Genomic DNA, 16,989 nt, shown 5'->3' with positions numbered 1-16,989 from the left:
TCGCCCCGCCCGACTCCGCAAGCACCTTCGTGATCGCGGCCGTCAGCGTCGTCTTACCGTGATCGACGTGACCAATCGTCCCGATGTTGCAATGCGGCTTATTGCGTTCAAATTTCTCTTTGGCCATATCGGCGCTCCATCCTTCAGGAACTGACTTCGATTAACGGGTAGCGGTTTAAGCAAACTTCGCGCGGACTTCGTCCGAAACCGCCTGAGGAACCTGCTCATAGTGATCGAATTGCATCGTGTACTGTGCGCGACCCTGGCTCATCGAACGCAGGTTGTTCACATACCCGAACATATTGGCGAGCGGGACCATCGCGTGGATGACCTGCGCGTTGCCGCGCTGCTCGGTACCGCTGATCTGACCGCGGCGGCTGTTCAAGTCGCCGATGCAATCGCCCATGTAGTCTTCCGGCGTCACAACTTCGACCTTCATGATCGGCTCAAGGAGCTTCACACCAGCCTGCTGGGCGCCTTCACGGAAGGCTGCGCGTGCCGCGATTTCGAACGCGAGGGCGCTCGAGTCAACGTCATGATACGCACCGTCGGTCAGCGTGACCTTGAAGTCGATCATCGGGAAACCGGCGATCGGACCATTGTCCTTCACGCTTTCGATGCCCTTCTGCACGCCCGGAATATATTCCTTCGGAACAGAACCACCGACAATCTTGCTTTCGAAGACAAAGCCTTCGCCCGGAGCCGAAGGCTCCATCGTGATCTTGACGCGGGCATACTGGCCCGAACCGCCCGACTGCTTCTTATGCGTGTAGTCGACATCGGCGCTCTTCGTGAGCGTCTCGCGGTAAGCAACCTGCGGCGCGCCAACGTTGGCTTCGACTTTAAATTCACGGCGCATGCGGTCGACGATGATGTCGAGATGCAATTCGCCCATGCCCTTGATGACCGTCTGGCCGGACTCTTCGTCAACCTTGACGCGGAAAGACGGATCTTCCTGCGCGAGACGATTGAGCGCGACGCCCATCTTTTCCTGGTCGGCCTTCGTCTTGGGCTCGACGGCAACCTCGATCACCGGCTCCGGGAAAATCATCCGTTCAAGAATGATCGGATTGCTCGGATCGCACAGCGTGTCACCGGTCGTCGTATTCTTAAGGCCGGCAAGCGCAACGATGTCGCCTGCAAAAGCTTCTTTCACGTCGACGCGATGGTTCGCATGCATCTGCAGCATGCGACCGATACGCTCGCGGCCATCCTTCGTCGAATTGACGACAGCCATGCCGGTCGTGATCGTGCCCGAATAGACGCGGGCGAATGTGAGCGAACCGACGAAGGGGTCGTTCATGATCTTGAATGCGAGAACCGCGGCGGGCTCATTATCGGCCGGCTTGCGCGTCAGAACCTTCGTCTCATCGCGCGGATCGACGCCTTCGACGTCCGGAATATCGAGCGGCGACGGCAGGAAGTCGATAACCGCGTCGAGCATCGCCTGGACGCCCTTGTTCTTGAACGCGGAGCCGCAAAGCACCGGAACGAACTGGCGCGTGATCGTGCCTGTACGAATGCACTTCTTCAGCGTGTCGACGTCGGGCTCGACGCCATCGAGATAGGTCGCCAGCACGGCGTCATCCATTTCGACGGCCTGCTCGACGAGCTTGGCACGATATTCTTCGGCCTGCTCCTTGAGGTCGGCGCGAATGTCGCGCACTTCGAACTCAGCACCGAGCGACTCATCCTTCCAGATGATTTCCTTCATCAGCAGAAGATCGATCAGGCCTTCGAATTCGGCTTCTGCACCGACCGGCAACTGAAGAACGATCGGAACGGCACCGAGGCGGTCCTTGATCATCTCAACGCAGCGGTAAAAGTTCGCGCCGATGCGGTCCATCTTGTTGACGAAGCACATACGCGGCACTTCGTACTTGTCAGCCTGGCGCCACACCGTCTCGGACTGCGGCTCAACGCCGGCCACCGAGTCAAACACCGTGATCGCACCGTCGAGCACACGGAGCGAACGTTCCACTTCAATCGTGAAGTCGACGTGGCCCGGCGTATCGATGATGTTGATGTGCTTGCCCTTCCAGTAGCAAGTCGTCGCGGCGGACGTGATCGTGATGCCACGCTCCTGCTCCTGCTCCATCCAATCCATGGTCGCAGAGCCGTCATGCGTCTCCCCGATCTTATGGTTGACGCCCGTATAGTAGAGAATGCGCTCAGTCGTCGTCGTCTTACCCGCATCAATGTGAGCCATGATGCCGATATTACGATAGTCTTCGAGCTTGCTTTGACGGGACATAGGAGTGGCCTCAGAAAGACTTGATTACCAGCGGTAGTGCGAAAAGGCGCGGTTGGCTTCCGCCATCCGGTGTGTGTCTTCGCGCTTCTTAACGGCGGAGCCACGGTTATTGGCAGCATCGAGCAATTCACCCGACAGGCGGCCGACCATCGTCTGCTCGTTACGCGAACGAGCAGCAGCGATGATCCAGCGGATCGCGAGCGCCTTGCGGCGGTCGGGGCGAACTTCGACGGGGACCTGGTAGGTCGCACCGCCGACGCGGCGCGAGCGAACTTCGATCGCCGGCATCACGTTGTCGAGCGCTTCGTGGAAAGTACGAAGGGCGTCAACTTTCGCCTTCTTTTCCATCTGGTCGAAGGCGCCGTAGATGATGGATTCAGCGGCAGACTTCTTGCCGTGATACATCAGGCTGTTCATGAACTTCGCGAGAACGAGGTCGCCGTATTTGGCGTCCGGGATCACTTCTCGCTTTTCTGCGCGGTGGCGGCGGGACATATCTCTGTTCCTTACTTCGGACGCTTCGCGCCGTATTTCGAACGACGCTGACGGCGATCCTTCACACCCTGCGTATCAAGCACGCCACGGATGATGTGGTAGCGCACGCCGGGAAGATCCTTCACGCGGCCGCCGCGGATAAGCACGACGGAGTGCTCCTGAAGGTTATGGCCTTCGCCGGGAATGTAGCTCGACACTTCGAACTTATTCGTGAGGCGGACACGGGCAACCTTACGCAAAGCGGAGTTCGGCTTCTTCGGCGTTGTCGTATAGACGCGCGTGCAAACACCGCGCTTCTGGGGACAAGCTTCCATGGCCGGCACTTTATTCCGCTTCACAAGCGGCTTGCGCGGGTTTCGGATCAATTGATTGATCGTGGGCATTCTTGCTCGCCTGCTCGATCTCGTGGTTCAAACAAAAGTCACGCCCGCAACCCGTACAGGGCTGCGCGCGGTTATGAGCACTAGCCCCTCAAAAGGGTCAGTGCTCAAATGCAGAGGACTCTGAACATCGCGCTCAGGGTCGTGCGCCATTCCTCGTAGTCGGTGTACTGGCCCCAGTGTCTAGATCCGGCCGTTGCGGCTCGGAGGCTCTACTACCTGCGGCGAAAGTGAGCGGAACCTACCGTCGCCCCCGGGGGGCGTCAAGCCCAACCCCGCTAAAAATAACGAAAAACCAGCTTTTAGGTCCGTGCGGCGGCATAGAGGTGATTACGGCACCCTTTACCACTTCATTTCTACGTTATTACGGCCTTTCAGGTCTTTAGTTTTCGATATCCGCTCGATTTGCGCGGCTTCGAATCGATGATTCCGCAAATCCGGCCGATTCTGTTTTGCCGGGCATTTCCGAGATGATTCTCTAGTTCAGCGCTTATTCACCCAAAGCGGCCATGCTGAAATCATGAAATCTGCGAAAAGAGACGCCGCGCCATGAAAAATTCAACCTTTGCGACAGCACTGCCAATCCTCACTAGCATTTTCTTCATGTCCCCCACCTTCGCCAACGAGAAAGAGCCAGCTTACCCACCCGCCCTGATTTCCTCTCTTCAGGCAGGCAACGAACTGAATGACTTCCTTGGACGCGCTGACGAGCTCCTCAAACGCGCGGACCCCGACGGCGATGGCCTCGACCAGGCAGATATCGACGCTGAGAAAGCCCGCACGCGCGCTCAAATGCGCGCATCCGTGATGGCCCAATGGATTATCAAAGATCTCAATGCCGACGATAAAGTGACCGTTGAGGAAATCATCCAGAGCACTCGCGCAGGCCGCATGCCGCAGCAGGCCTTTGTGGACCGCCAGGTGGCGGAAGGAATGCGCATGGATACCAATGGCGATGGCGCAATTGATATCCCGGAAATGCTGGCTAGCGTGACAGTCCGATATTGCGGCGCACAGGGCGTGAACCCGTCGGAAAAATTGCTTGCGCTGGATCCGAACAAAGATGGCCGCCTGACGAGCGAAGAACTCAGAGCCGTGGCCACAAAATTATTCCGCTCGTTAGATACCAATGGCGACGGCGTCATCTCCACCACTGAAAGTCAGGCGGGAAAAACGCTTATTCGGACTGCTAATTCGCAAAGAAGCGGCACCCGCTGTCCATCTTTGGAGTAAAGCCTGTAACGACCAAGAGGCAAGAGAATGGACAGCAAACGCTGGCGTGTCGTCTTCTGGGCGGCGGCCGCATATAATTTCCTGGCAGGCCTGCCCTCCTTGCTGGCGCCTATGCGCGCCATGAACTCCATCGGCGTCATAGCGCCCGATCCTCAGTTCATCCTGCCGATCCAGATCATGGGCCTGCTCATCTGCGTCTTCGGTGTCGGCTACGCCATGGCCGCACAGGGCATGCAGGGCGCGCGGCAGATCGTGATCCTTGGCATTCTCGGCAAACTGGGCCTCTGCGTCCTGGTGGCCCTGAGGCTCGCTGTGGCCGAGGTCCCCTCCTCCATGATCGTGGCGGTCTTTGGAGACTTTGTCTTCGTTCTCGCCTTCCTCGCCTATCTCGCCAGGGGCCCCAGAGCCGCTTGAGCAGCCACAGCGCGCCGCCAAAAGAAAAGGCCGCCATGTTTCCATGACGGCCTGAACTTTACCCAACCGGGCGTCTGAGGCGTATCAGGCCTCGGCGCTGGCTGACGCTGTTGCGGCTTCCACCACAGGCTCGCTTGCCTGCGGCAACTGGCCTGCACTCTGCTCCGACAGGATCTTGTCGTCGCGCTTCTGCGCTTCGCCACGCAGACGCTGGAGCATGCCGCCTGTGCCTGCCGGGATGAGACGGCCGACGATGACGTTTTCCTTGAGGCCGATAAGCTCGTCCACCTTGCCGTTGACCGCGGCTTCGGTGAGAACGCGCGTCGTCTCCTGGAAGGACGCCGCCGAGATGAACGACCGCGTCTGGAGCGATGCCTTGGTGATGCCGAGCAGCACCGGGTTCGCCGTCATCTGCTGCTTGCCCTGATCGGCAAGCTTGGCGTTGATCTCGTCGAACTCGACCCGGTCCAGCTGTTCGCCGTTCAGGTTGGTCGAATCGCCTGCATGGGTGATCTCCACCTTCTGCAGCATGTTGCGGACAATCACTTCGATGTGCTTGTCGTTGATCGCCACGCCCTGCAGGCGGTAGACGTCCTGAATCTCGTTGACGAGATAGGCCGCCAGCATTTCGACGCCCGAAATCGCAAGAATGTCATGCGGCGCGGGATGGCCATCGAGAATGAATTCGCCCTTCTCGATGATGTCGCCCTCTTGCACGCCGATGTGCTTGCCTTTCGGGATCAGATATTCGAACGGCTCCAGGCTCTCGTCCAGCGGATGGACGATGATGCGGCGCTTATTCTTGTAGTCCTTGCCGAACTCGACCTTGCCGGTCGCTTCCGCAATGATCGCGTGATCCTTCGGACGACGTGCCTCGAAGAGCTCCGCCACGCGCGGCAGACCGCCCGTGATGTCGCGCGTCTTGGCGCCTTCCGTCGGAATACGTGCCAGCACGTCGCCGGCATGAACGCTCGCTCCGTTTTCAACCGACAGAATGGCGTCGACCGAAAGAAGATGGCGCGCATCATTGCCGCTCGCCAGCTTCATGAGCTTGCCGTTCTTGTCCTTGACGACAATGGCGGGCCGAAGCTCGCTGCCGCGCGGAGAAGCACGCCAGTCGACGACGACGCGGCTGGAAATACCCGTCGCCTCGTCCGCCACTTCGCGGATCGACACGCCTTCGACGAGATCTTCGAACTCCACGACGCCGTTCATTTCCGTGAGGATCGGAACGGTATAGGGGTCCCACTCGGCGATGCGCTGGCCGCGATCGATCATGTCGCCCTCGTCCACCTTCAGGCGCGAGCCATAGGTGAGCTTGTGCGATGCGCGCTCGTTGCCCTGTTCGTCGACGACCTGGACCTGCACGTTGCGGCCCATGACCACAAGCTTGCCGTCCGAGTCCTTGACGATGTTGCGGTTGACGATCTTGACCTTGCCCTGATGGTTCGACTCGATGAAGGACGAGTCGACCACCTGCGCCGTGCCGCCGATGTGGAACGTACGCATGGTGAGCTGCGTGCCCGGCTCGCCGATCGACTGCGCGGCGATGACGCCGACAGCTTCGCCGAGGTTGACGGGCGTGCCGCGTGCAAGGTCGCGACCGTAGCAAGCGCCGCAAACGCCGGTGGCGGACTCGCAAGTCAGCACGGAGCGGATACGGATCGCCTGAACGTTGGCTTCCTCGATCTGATCGACATGGCTTTCGGAGATGAGCGTGTTCTTCGCGATGAGAACCTCGCCCGTCGCCGGTGTCAGCACGTCTTCCGCCGTGGTGCGGCCGAGAACGCGCGTGCCGAGCGAAACGATAACTTCACCGCTATCGATGACCGGCTGAACCGTGATGCCACCTTCCGAGCCGCAATCGAACTCGGAGATGATCGAGTCCTGCGCGACGTCGACGAGACGGCGCGTGAGGTAACCCGAGTTCGCCGTCTTGAGCGCGGTATCGGCAAGACCCTTACGCGCACCGTGAGTCGAGTTGAAGTACTCGAGAACGGTGAGGCCTTCCTTGAAGTTCGAGATGATCGGCGTCTCGATGATTTCACCCGACGGCTTGGCCATGAGGCCGCGCATGCCGGCGAGCTGCTTCATCTGGGCGGGCGAACCACGGGCGCCGGAGTGAGCCATCATGTAGATCGAGTTGATGGGCTTCTCGCGCTTCGTTTCCGCATCGACCTGAACAGCCGAAATCTTCTGCATCATCACATCGGCGACGCGATCGGTGCACTTCGCCCAGGCGTCAACGACCTTGTTGTACTTCTCGCCCTGCGTAATGAGACCGTCGATGTACTGCTGCTCATATTCAGTTGCGAGCGTGCGCGTATCGCCGACGAGCTTCTCCTTCTCTTCGGGAATGACCATGTCATCCTTGCCGAAGGAGATACCGGCCTTGAAGGCCTGCGTAAAGCCGAGCGCCATGATCTGGTCGCAGAAGATGACGGTCTCTTTCTGGCCGCAGTGGCGATAGACCACGTCGATCATCTTGGAGATGTCACGCTTCGTGAGCAGACGGTTGGCAAAATCGAACGGCACATTCGGGTGGCGCGGCAGAAGCTCGCCCACCATCATGCGGCCCGGCGTCGTATCGACGATGACAGTGATCGGATTGCCTTCGGCATCGACCGTCTTGTAGCGCGCCTTGACCTTGGCATGCAGCGTCACGACCTTGGCCGCCAGCGCATGCTCGATCTCCGAAAGACCGGAGAAGATCATGCCCGCACCCGGCTCATTGTCCTTGGCGATCGACATATAGTAGAGGCCAAGCACGATATCCTGCGACGGCACAATGATGGGCTGGCCGTTGGCGGGGTGCAGAATGTTGTTGGTCGACATCATCAGGACGCGCGCTTCCAGCTGCGCTTCAAGCGACAGCGGAACGTGGACGGCCATCTGGTCGCCGTCGAAGTCGGCGTTGAAAGCTGCGCAAACCAGCGGATGAAGCTGGATCGCCTTGCCTTCGATCAGAATGGGCTCGAACGCCTGAATGCCGAGGCGATGGAGCGTCGGTGCGCGGTTGAGCAAAATCGGATGCTCGCGAATGACCTGCTCGAGAATATCCCAGACTTCGGGACGCTCTTTCTCGACAAGCTTCTTCGCCTGCTTGACGGTTGCCGACAGGCCCTTGGCTTCAAGACGCGAATAGATGAACGGCTTGAAGAGTTCGAGCGCCATCTTCTTGGGCAGGCCGCACTGGTGCAGCTTCAGCTCCGGACCCACGACGATGACCGAACGACCCGAATAGTCGACGCGCTTGCCGAGAAGGTTCTGGCGGAAACGGCCCTGCTTGCCCTTCAGCATATCGGAGAGCGACTTCAGCGGGCGCTTGTTCGCACCCGTGATGACGCGGCCACGACGACCGTTGTCGAAGAGCGCGTCCACAGCTTCCTGCAGCATGCGCTTTTCGTTGCGGATGATGATGTCGGGCGCACGAAGCTCCATCAGGCGCTTCAGGCGGTTGTTACGGTTGATCACGCGGCGATAAAGATCGTTGAGATCGGACGTCGCGAAACGGCCGCCATCGAGCGGCACGAGCGGGCGCAGTTCCGGCGGAATGACCGGAACGACGGTGAGGATCATCCATTCCGGCTTATTGCCGGATTCGATGAAGGCCTCGATGAGCTTCAGGCGCTTTGCGAGCTTCTTCGGCTTCAGTTCCGAAGTCGACTCCGCGATTTCAACGCGCAGATCGGCAGCGATCTTCTGAAGGTCGAGACCTTCGAGAAGCTCGCGGATCGCTTCCGCGCCGATCTTGCAGGTGAAGCTGTCTTCGCCGAACTGCTCCTGCGCATCGAGCAGGTCTTCTTCCGAGAGAAGCTGACGCTCCTTCAGCGGCGTGAGACCGGGCTCAAGCACCATGTAGTTTTCGAAATAGAGCACGCGCTCCAGATCCTTCAGCGTCATATCGAGCAGAAGGCCGATGCGCGACGGCAGCGATTTCAGAAACCAGATGTGAGCGACGGGCGCTGCCAGTTCGATATGGCCCATGCGCTCGCGCCGGACCTTCGACAACGTGACTTCAACGCCGCACTTCTCGCAGATGATGCCCTTGTACTTCATCCGCTTGTACTTGCCGCACAGGCATTCGTAATCCTTGATCGGACCAAAGATGCGCGCGCAGAACAAGCCGTCGCGTTCCGGCTTGAACGTACGGTAGTTGATCGTTTCGGGCTTCTTGATCTCGCCATAGGACCAGGAAAGGATCCGCTCCGGGCTCGCGATCGAGATCTTGATCTGATCGAATGTCTGCGCGGGAACCGTCGGATTGAAAAGGTTCATGACCTCTTGGTTCATGCACGTCTCCTAGGGCCTCCAGGAAAACGGGGTACTTCGTCACGCGTCCAATGGGGCCAGCCGGACACGTTTGCCCCGTATATCTAAATCTCATGCCCTCTCGCCCTTTCGGGAGAAGGCTGCGGCGCGCTTCGCAAGGAAGCACGCCGCCACTTTCGTCTTTAGTTCGCCTGCGGAAGCAGCAGCTCGACATTGAGGCCGAGCGAACGCATTTCCTTCACGAGCACGTTGAAGCTTTCGGGAATGCCCGCCTCGAACGTGTCGTCGCCGCGGACGATCGCCTCATAGACCTTGGTGCGGCCGGCCACGTCGTCCGACTTCACCGTGAGCATTTCCTGCAGCGTGTAGGCCGCGCCGTAAGCTTCGAGCGCCCACACTTCCATTTCGCCGAAGCGCTGGCCGCCGAACTGGGCTTTACCACCCAGCGGCTGCTGCGTGACAAGGCTGTACGGCCCGATGGAGCGCGCATGGATCTTGTCGTCCACGAGATGGTGCAGCTTCAGCATGTAGATGTAGCCGACCGTGACCTTACGATCGAACTGCTCGCCGGTACGTCCGTCATGCAGCACGACCTGGCCGGAACGATCGACGCCCGCAAGCTCAAGCATCTCGACGATGTCGGGCTCATGTGCGCCGTCAAAGACCGGCGTCGCAATCGGCACGCCTGCTTCGAGGTTGCCGGCCATCTCGACGAGCTGATCGTCGTCAAGCGAGGCAACCGTCTCGTTCTTGCCGTAGATCGCCTTCGTGAGGTCCTTCAGGTCCTTGATCTTGTTTTCACGACGATAGACGTCAAGCGCCGCCGTGATCTTCTTGCCAAGGCTTGCGCAAGCCCAGCCAAGATGCGTTTCAAGAATCTGACCGACGTTCATGCGGCTCGGCACGCCGAGCGGATTGAGCACGATGTCGACCGGCTGACCGTCAGCCAGATAAGGCATGTCTTCCATCGGAACGATGCGGCTGATCACGCCCTTGTTGCCGTGACGACCGGCCATCTTGTCGCCGGGCTGCAGCTTGCGCTTCACCGCGACGAACACCTTGACCATCTTCATCACGCCAGGCGGCAACTCGTCGCCACGCTGCAGCTTGTCGACCTTGTCGGCAAAACGCGCCTCAAGACGATCCTTGCCTTCGTCGAACTGCTTCTTCAGCGCTTCGACTTCAGCCATCGCCTTCTCGTTGTCGAGAGCGATCTGCCACCACTGGCCCTTCGTCAGACCATCAAGCATGGCTTCGGTGATCTTCGCACCCGCTTCGAGACCCTTGGGGCCTGAAACGATCTGCTTGCCCGCCAGAAGCTCGCCGAGACGGCCATAGACGTTGCGCTCGAGGATCGCGTTTTCGTCGTCACGGTCTTTCGCGAGACGTTCGATTTCCTCGCGCTCGATCGCCATCGCACGCTCGTCTTTGTCGATGCCGTGTCGATTGAACACGCGCACCTCGACGATCGTACCGGCAACGCCAGGCGGCAGACGCAGACTGGTGTCGCGAACGTCGGAAGCCTTTTCGCCGAAGATGGCGCGAAGCAGCTTCTCTTCCGGCGTCATCGGGCTTTCGCCCTTCGGCGTGATCTTGCCGACGAGGATGTCGCCCGGATTCACTTCCGCACCGATATAGACGATGCCGGCTTCGTCGAGGTTCTTCAGAGCCTCTTCACCGACGTTCGGAATATCGCGCGTGATCTCTTCAGGCCCGAGCTTCGTGTCACGCGCCATCACTTCGAACTCTTCGATGTGAATGGAGGTGAACACGTCGTCGCGCACGATACGCTCGGAGATCAGGATCGAGTCTTCGAAGTTGTAGCCATTCCACGGCATGAACGCGACGAGCACGTTGCGGCCGAGGGCCAGATCGCCAAGCTCCGTAGACGGACCGTCGGCAATGATGTCGCCCTTGCGCACCTGATCGCCGACACGCACCAGCGGACGCTGGTTGATGCAGGTGTTCTGGTTGGAACGCTGGAACTTGCGCAGATTGTAGATGTCGACGCCGGACTTTGCGGCGTTGAGTTCTTCAGTGGCGCGCACAACGATACGGGTCGCGTCGACCTGATCGATGACGCCGGTGCGGCGCGCGGCAATCGCCGCGCCGGAGTCATGTGCCACGACTTCTTCCATACCGGTGCCGACGAGCGGCGCCTCGGAACGGATCAGCGGCACAGCCTGACGCTGCATGTTCGAGCCCATGAGCGCGCGGTTCGCGTCGTCGTTCTCAAGGAACGGGATGAGCGCCGCGGCAACGGACACGATCTGCTTGGGCGACACGTCGAGGAAGTCCACCTGCTCAGGCGGCACCATTTCAAAGTCGCCATCGATGCGGCAGTTGACGAGTTCGCCTTCGATCTCGCCCTTCTTGCCGATCGTGATATTCGCCTGGGCGATGCGGTAACGCGCCTCTTCCATGGCGGAGAGATAGACGACGTCGTCCGTCACCTTGCCGCCCACGACGCGACGATACGGGCTCTCGATGAAGCCGTATTTGTTGACGCGCGCGAAAGTCGCCAGCGAGTTGATAAGTCCGATATTCGGACCTTCCGGCGTTTCAATCGGGCAGATGCGGCCGTAATGCGTCGGATGAACGTCGCGGACTTCGAAGCCTGCGCGCTCGCGCGTCAGACCGCCAGGCCCAAGGGCCGAAAGGCGGCGCTTATGCGTGATTTCCGAAAGCGGGTTCGTCTGGTCCATGAACTGCGAAAGCTGCGAGGAGCCGAAGAACTCGCGAACGGCGGCAGCCGCCGGCTTCGCATTGATAAGGTCATGCGGCATGACCGTATCGATATCGACCGAGGACATACGCTCTTTGATCGCACGTTCCATGCGGAGCAGACCGACGCGATACTGGTTCTCCATCAGCTCGCCGACCGAACGCACGCGGCGATTGCCGAGGTTGTCGATGTCGTCGATTTCGCCCTTGCCGTCACGCAGACCGACCAGCGTCTTGATGACCGCGACGATGTCTTCCCGGCGCAGTACGCGCACGGTGTCATCGGCGTCGAGGTCGAGACGCATGTTCATCTTCACGCGACCAACGGCGGAGAGATCGTAACGCTCGCTGTCGAAGAAGAGGCTGCCGAAAAGCGCTTCGGCCGTTTCCGGGGTCGGCGGCTCGCCGGGACGCATGACGCGATAGATGTCGATGAGCGCCTGATCGCGGTTCGTGCACTTGTCGACCGCGAGCGTGTTGCGGATGAAAGCACCCGTGTTCACATGGTCGATGTCGAGCGTCGCAATATCCTTGTAGCCCTCTTCGATCAGCGTCTCGATGAGCTTCGCGGTCACTTCGTCGCCTGCTTCGGCGAAGATTTCGCCCGTCTGCATGTTGACGATTTCATCGGCGAGATAGCGACCGATGAGATCCTCGTCCTGCACGAGCAATTCCTTGAGGCCGTCTTCCGCGAGCTTGCGCGAAAGGCGCGGCGTCATCTTCTTGCCGGCTTCGACGACGACCTTGCCGGTCTTCGCATCGATAAGATCATGTTCGGGCTTCACGCCGCGGAAACGCTCCGCGTCGAACGGCACACGCCAGCCGTCTTTCGACTTCGTGAAGGTCACGCGCTTGTAGAAAGTGTTGAGGATCGTCTCGCTATCGAGGCCGAGCGCATAAAGCAGCGTCGTGACCGGCAGCTTGCGGCGACGGTCGATACGGACATAGACGATGTCCTTCGCGTCGAACTCGAAATCGAGCCACGAACCGCGATAGGGAATGACGCGAGCGGCGAAAAGCAGCTTGCCCGACGAATGGGTCTTGCCCTTGTCGTGATCGAAGAAGACGCCCGGGCTGCGGTGCATCTGCGAAACGATAACGCGCTCGGTGCCGTTGATGACAAAGGTGCCATTTTCCGTCATCAGGGGCATGTCGCCCATGTAGACGTCCTGCTCCTTGATGTCCTTCACGGACTTGGCTTGCGTGTCTTCATCCACTTCGAAGACGATCAGGCGCAACGTCACCTTGAGCGGCGCAGCAAAGGTCATGCCCCGCTGCTGGCACTCTTCGACGTCGTATTTCGGCTGCTCGAATTCGTAGCGAACGAACTCCAGAGTAGCGCTCTCAGAAAAATCGCTGATCGGGAAAACCGATTTGAATACGGACTGAAGCCCTTGATCGGGGCGTCCGCCTTTCGGTTCGTCAACCTGCAGGAACTGGTCGTAGGAATATTTCTGAACTTCGATCAGGTTCGGCATCACCGCAATGGTGGGGATGCGTCCAAAGGACTTGCGAACCCGTTTGCGACCAGTAAAGGACTGCGTCATATCTGCTCCTCGCAACGCTCTGCTTTAAGAACGGCGGCCGGGCCTTACTTATTCGATCGAGCCGCCCGGTCTGGATGCTCTATCGCCTGGTGACTGTGACACCGCGAGGTGTCTGATGGGGCGAAGGCCTGAACCTCCGCCCCACCGGAACGGCAGAAGTCGAATTACTTAAGTTCGACCTTCGCGCCAGCCTTTTCGAGCTGGGCCTTGAGCTTGTCGGCTTCGTCCTTGGACGCGCCTTCCTTGACGGTCTTCGGTGCGCCTTCGACGAGGTCTTTCGCTTCCTTCAGACCAAGGCCCGTGATCGCACGGACTTCCTTGATCACTTCGATCTTCTTGTCGCCAGCGGCGGCGAGAACGACCGTGAATTCCGTCTGGACTTCAGCGGCGGCAGCGGCCGGGCCGGCAGCGGCAGCAACAGCGACCGGAGCGGCGGCGGAGACGCCCCACTTCTCTTCGAGAAGCTTCGACAGTTCGGCGGCTTCGAGAACCGTCAGGGCCGAAAGGTCGTCAACGATTTTTGCAAGATCAGCCATTTTCATTTCTCTCTTAGGTTCAGTTGGTATCGGGTTGTCACAACAGCAGGTCTGAAAATCAGGCCGCTTCGCCCTTGGTGGCATATGCGTTCAGCACGCGTGCAAGCTGGGCTGCCGGAGCCGCCACAACACCCGCGATACGGGTGGCAGGCGTCTGGATCATGCCCAGAAGCTTCGCGCGCAGTTCGTCGAGCGACGGCAGTTCAGCAAGTGTCTTAACTGCATTCACATCGAGAACCGTCTCGCCCATCGCGCCGCCCAGGATCACCAGCTTCTGGTTTGTCTTGGCGAACTCGACTGCGACCTTGGGGGCCGCAACCGGGTCTTGCGAATAGGCGATAGCCGTCGGCCCGGCGAACAGATCGGAGATCTTGCTCGCCTTTGTGCCGTCCAGAGCGAGCTTGGCGATCCGGTTCTTGGTAACCTTGAACTCGGCGCCAACTTTGGCCATACGCGCGCGGAGATCAGTCAACTCCGTCACGGTCAGTCCGCTGTAGTGGGCTACGACGACGACATTGGCGTTTGAGAAAACGCCGTTGAGGTGCGTCAAGAGCTCAGACTTTGCAGCTCTGTCCACTTGCTCTCTCCTAAAGTGGCAGCTTACGTCCCGGCGCACCGGGGTTTCGTCCGCCATTGGCATTTGCCGCTTTCGCCGTCACAAGGCCACTGGCCTTGCGCCGGATCAATACGGCGCTCACTTGCCTGTCGTCCCGGGTTCCAACCGATCCCATTGACCCATCGGGTCCGTGAAATCGTTCAGCCTCCCGTCTATTGCCGGCCGCCTTCTTGTTGGCGATTAAGCGTCAGCTTGTAGAAAGCTTCGGCACCCACAGTCTCGGACAGGTAACAGACGATGGCGCAGCCACTCCGGTTTCATACCGAAGTGGCTACGCTTACCGTCTGCCGATCCGCCCCAGCCCGAAGGCTGAAGCGGAAACTCATACCCGCCTTTATCAGGCGGTCACGCTCTGCGTCTCAACCTTGACCCCAGGGCCCATGGTCGAGCTGATCGCGATTCTTTTAATGTAGGTGCCTTTGGCGCCTGCCGGTTTGGCCTTCTGCACGGCATCGACCAGGGCGCGGATATTGCCCAGGATCTGATCTTCCGTGAAGCTCGCCTTGCCGATGCCAGCCTGCACGATACCGGCTTTTTCGACGCGGAATTCGATCGCGCCGCCTTTGGCCGCCTTCACCGCTTCGGCAACGTCGGGCGTCACCGTCCCGACCTTCGGGTTCGGCATCATGCCGCGCGGCCCGAGCACCTTACCGAGGCGACCGACGAGCGGCATCATGTCCGGCGTTGCGATGCAACGGTCGAACTCGATCTTGCCCGACTGAATGATCTCGGCCAGATCTTCCGCACCGACGATGTCGGCACCGGCCTTCAAGGCCTGCTCGGCCTTCTCGCCCTTCGCGAAAACCGCGACGCGAACCGTACGACCTGAACCGTTCGGAAGCGCGCAGACGCCGCGCACCATCTGATCGGCATGGCGCGGATCGACGCCGAGGGCGATCGCAATTTCGATCGTCTCGTCAAACTTCGCCGTCGCCCGCTCCTTGACGAGCTTAACAGCTTCGCCGAGCGAATAGGTCTTTTTGTTATCAATGCCCTCGCGGGCCTTTTCAATGCGCTTTGCCATAGCCCTTACTCCACAACCTGCAGGCCCATGGAACGGGCGGAACCAGCAATGATTTTCGTCGCCTGATCGAGATCGCTTGCGTTCAGGTCCTCGAACTTCGCTTCTGCGATTTCGCGGCACTGCTTCAGCGTCACGCTACCTGCGATGGAGCCGGGACGACCGGGCGTCTTCGAGCCGGAAGTAATGTTCGCGGCCTTCTTCAGGAAGTAAGTCGCCGGCGGCGTCTTCATCTTGAATGTAAAGGAACGGTCGGAGAACGCAGTAATGACGACCGGGATAGGCATGCCCGGTTCCATCTTCTGCGTCTGGGCGTTGAACGCCTTGCAGAATTCCATGATGTTCAGACCGCGCTGACCGAGCGCGGGTCCGATCGGCGGAGACGGGTTCGCTTGGCCCGCCTTCACCTGCAACTTGATGTAGCCTTCGATTTTCTTAGCCATTTCAATCCCCTTCCGGAGCTTCCGGATATTTGGGTTAGTGGTTTACAACGCCCGGCCGAAACCGAAAACGCCTCCCACACGCAACACTCAGATCTTCTCGACCTGCGCGTATTCCAGTTCGACCGGCGTAGCGCGGCCGAAAATCGACACGGCAACCTTGAGCCGCGCCTTTTCTTCGTCGACTTCTTCGACAAAACCATTGAACGAAGCAAACGGACCGTCTGCAACGCGAACCTGCTCGCCGATCTCGAAAGTGATCGAGGGCTTCGGCCGCTCCACGCCTTCCTGCACCTGATGCAGAATGCGGTCGACCTCACCCTGGCTGATCGGCTGCGGCTTGTTATCCGCTCCGAGGAAGCCCGTGACCTTCGGCGTGTTCTTGACGAGATGATAGGTCTCGTCCGTCAGGTCCATCTTTACCAGCACGTAGCCGGGAAAGAACTTGCGTTCGGCGTTGATCTTGCGACCGCGGCGAAGTTCGACCACCTCTTCCGTCGGCACCAGCACTTCTTCGAAATGCTCGGTAAGGCCGTGGCTCTCCGCCTGCTCGCGGATAGACTCCGCGACCTTCTTCTCGAAGTTCGAGTAGGCGTGAACGATATACCAGCGCTTGGCCATAGGCCCCTCAGTTACCGATGCCTAGCACGAACGAGACCCCTTTGCTGAGGACAAGATCGGCCAGAAAGAAAAAGATCGTCGCGAATGCGACCATGATGAAAACCATGATGGTCGTGACGGCAGTCTCGCGCCGTGTGGGCCACGTGACCTTCAGGGTCTCGGAACGCACTTCGCGGAAGAACTCAAGCGGATTGGTTTTAGCCATGATCTCTACCAAAGTCCTCTAGTCGTCTTCTTGCCTGCGGTTGGCAGGAGTGGAGGGGCTCGAACCCCCAACCCCCGGTTTTGGAGACCGGTGCTCTACCAGTTGAGCTACACTCCTAGTCCCGCCGATAATCGCAGATGCTTACTTCAACACTTTAGAGACGACGCCGGCGCCGACGGTACGGCCGCCTTCACGGATGGCGAAGCGGAGCTTCTCTTCCATGGCGATCGG

The 16,989-nt window shown here is 59.6% G+C and carries 14 protein-coding genes, 1 tRNA gene and 1 pseudogene; 2 read left to right on the top strand and 14 right to left on the bottom strand.

Features of this window, described 5'->3' with window-relative positions; all coding sequences use genetic code 11:
- From WA943_RS09485 to rpsL, 4 genes are all read right to left on the bottom strand, one after another.
- Nucleotides 1–127: GTP-binding protein (locus tag WA943_RS09485; RefSeq protein ID WP_346739686.1), on the bottom strand; the 127-nt coding region annotated here is incomplete at its 3' end.
- A gap of 48 nt (nucleotides 128–175) precedes the next feature.
- On the bottom strand, nucleotides 176–2,254 hold the full coding sequence (gene fusA, locus WA943_RS09480) for an elongation factor G (RefSeq protein WP_424469628.1): 2,079 nt from the start codon (nucleotides 2,252–2,254) through the stop codon (nucleotides 176–178).
- Between the two features lie 24 nt (nucleotides 2,255–2,278).
- Nucleotides 2,279–2,749: a 30S ribosomal protein S7 gene (gene rpsG, locus WA943_RS09475; protein WP_424469627.1), complete on the bottom strand. Its 471-nt coding sequence runs from the start codon at nucleotides 2,747–2,749 to the stop codon at nucleotides 2,279–2,281.
- An 11-nt stretch (nucleotides 2,750–2,760) separates the two neighbouring features.
- Complete coding sequence (gene rpsL, locus WA943_RS09470; RefSeq protein ID WP_424469626.1) at nucleotides 2,761–3,132, bottom strand: 30S ribosomal protein S12; 372 nt, start codon at nucleotides 3,130–3,132, stop codon at nucleotides 2,761–2,763.
- A 546-nt stretch (nucleotides 3,133–3,678) separates the two neighbouring features.
- On the opposite strand from rpsL, the gene WA943_RS09465 reads away from it, so the two are divergent.
- A complete protein-coding gene (locus WA943_RS09465) occupies nucleotides 3,679–4,362 on the top strand; it encodes an EF-hand domain-containing protein (protein WP_424469625.1) in 684 nt (227 codons plus the stop codon).
- A gap of 27 nt (nucleotides 4,363–4,389) precedes the next feature.
- Entirely contained in the window at nucleotides 4,390–4,776 is a 387-nt protein-coding gene (locus tag WA943_RS09460; protein WP_424469624.1) for a hypothetical protein, read from the top strand.
- Nucleotides 4,777–4,860: 84 nt separating this feature from the next.
- Here the strand turns inward: WA943_RS09460 and rpoC are convergent, their stop codons facing one another.
- From rpoC to WA943_RS09410, 10 genes and pseudogenes are all read right to left on the bottom strand, one after another.
- Complete coding sequence (rpoC, locus tag WA943_RS09455; RefSeq protein ID WP_424469623.1) at nucleotides 4,861–9,069, bottom strand: DNA-directed RNA polymerase subunit beta'; 4,209 nt, start codon at nucleotides 9,067–9,069, stop codon at nucleotides 4,861–4,863.
- Between the two features lie 161 nt (nucleotides 9,070–9,230).
- Nucleotides 9,231–13,319 (bottom strand): DNA-directed RNA polymerase subunit beta, encoded by a 4,089-nt coding sequence (gene rpoB, locus WA943_RS09450; RefSeq protein ID WP_424469622.1) that lies wholly within the window; start codon nucleotides 13,317–13,319, stop codon nucleotides 9,231–9,233.
- A 164-nt stretch (nucleotides 13,320–13,483) separates the two neighbouring features.
- Nucleotides 13,484–13,855, bottom strand: coding sequence for a 50S ribosomal protein L7/L12 (rplL, locus tag WA943_RS09445; protein WP_424469621.1), 372 nt, complete (start codon nucleotides 13,853–13,855; stop codon nucleotides 13,484–13,486).
- Nucleotides 13,856–13,913: 58 nt separating this feature from the next.
- On the bottom strand, nucleotides 13,914–14,432 hold the full coding sequence (rplJ, locus tag WA943_RS09440; RefSeq protein WP_424469620.1) for a 50S ribosomal protein L10: 519 nt from the start codon (nucleotides 14,430–14,432) through the stop codon (nucleotides 13,914–13,916).
- 376 nt (nucleotides 14,433–14,808) lie between these two features.
- Nucleotides 14,809–15,495 carry a 50S ribosomal protein L1 gene (gene rplA, locus WA943_RS09435; protein WP_424469619.1) on the bottom strand — a complete coding sequence of 229 codons (687 nt, stop codon included), beginning with the start codon at nucleotides 15,493–15,495 and terminating at the stop codon, nucleotides 14,809–14,811.
- A 5-nt stretch (nucleotides 15,496–15,500) separates the two neighbouring features.
- On the bottom strand, nucleotides 15,501–15,935 hold the full coding sequence (gene rplK / locus WA943_RS09430) for a 50S ribosomal protein L11 (protein WP_424469618.1): 435 nt from the start codon (nucleotides 15,933–15,935) through the stop codon (nucleotides 15,501–15,503).
- Nucleotides 15,936–16,022: 87 nt separating this feature from the next.
- The gene (nusG, locus tag WA943_RS09425; protein ID WP_424469617.1) at nucleotides 16,023–16,553 is read right to left on the bottom strand and encodes a transcription termination/antitermination protein NusG; all 531 of its coding nucleotides are present in this window, start codon (nucleotides 16,551–16,553) and stop codon (nucleotides 16,023–16,025) included.
- A 7-nt stretch (nucleotides 16,554–16,560) separates the two neighbouring features.
- The gene (gene secE, locus WA943_RS09420; RefSeq protein ID WP_424469629.1) at nucleotides 16,561–16,761 is read right to left on the bottom strand and encodes a preprotein translocase subunit SecE; all 201 of its coding nucleotides are present in this window, start codon (nucleotides 16,759–16,761) and stop codon (nucleotides 16,561–16,563) included.
- 38 nt (nucleotides 16,762–16,799) lie between these two features.
- A tRNA-Trp gene (locus tag WA943_RS09415) sits at nucleotides 16,800–16,875 on the bottom strand.
- Between the two features lie 24 nt (nucleotides 16,876–16,899).
- A pseudogene (locus WA943_RS09410) lies at nucleotides 16,900–16,989 on the bottom strand (elongation factor Tu); the annotation flags it as partial.

It is taken from the genome of Parvibaculum sp. (genome assembly GCF_049651025.1).
In the GTDB taxonomy this organism is placed as follows: Bacteria; Pseudomonadota; Alphaproteobacteria; order Parvibaculales; family Parvibaculaceae; genus Parvibaculum.
The sequence above is the reverse complement of the archived record's forward strand: the minus strand, read 5'-3'. Positions and strand labels throughout refer to the sequence as shown.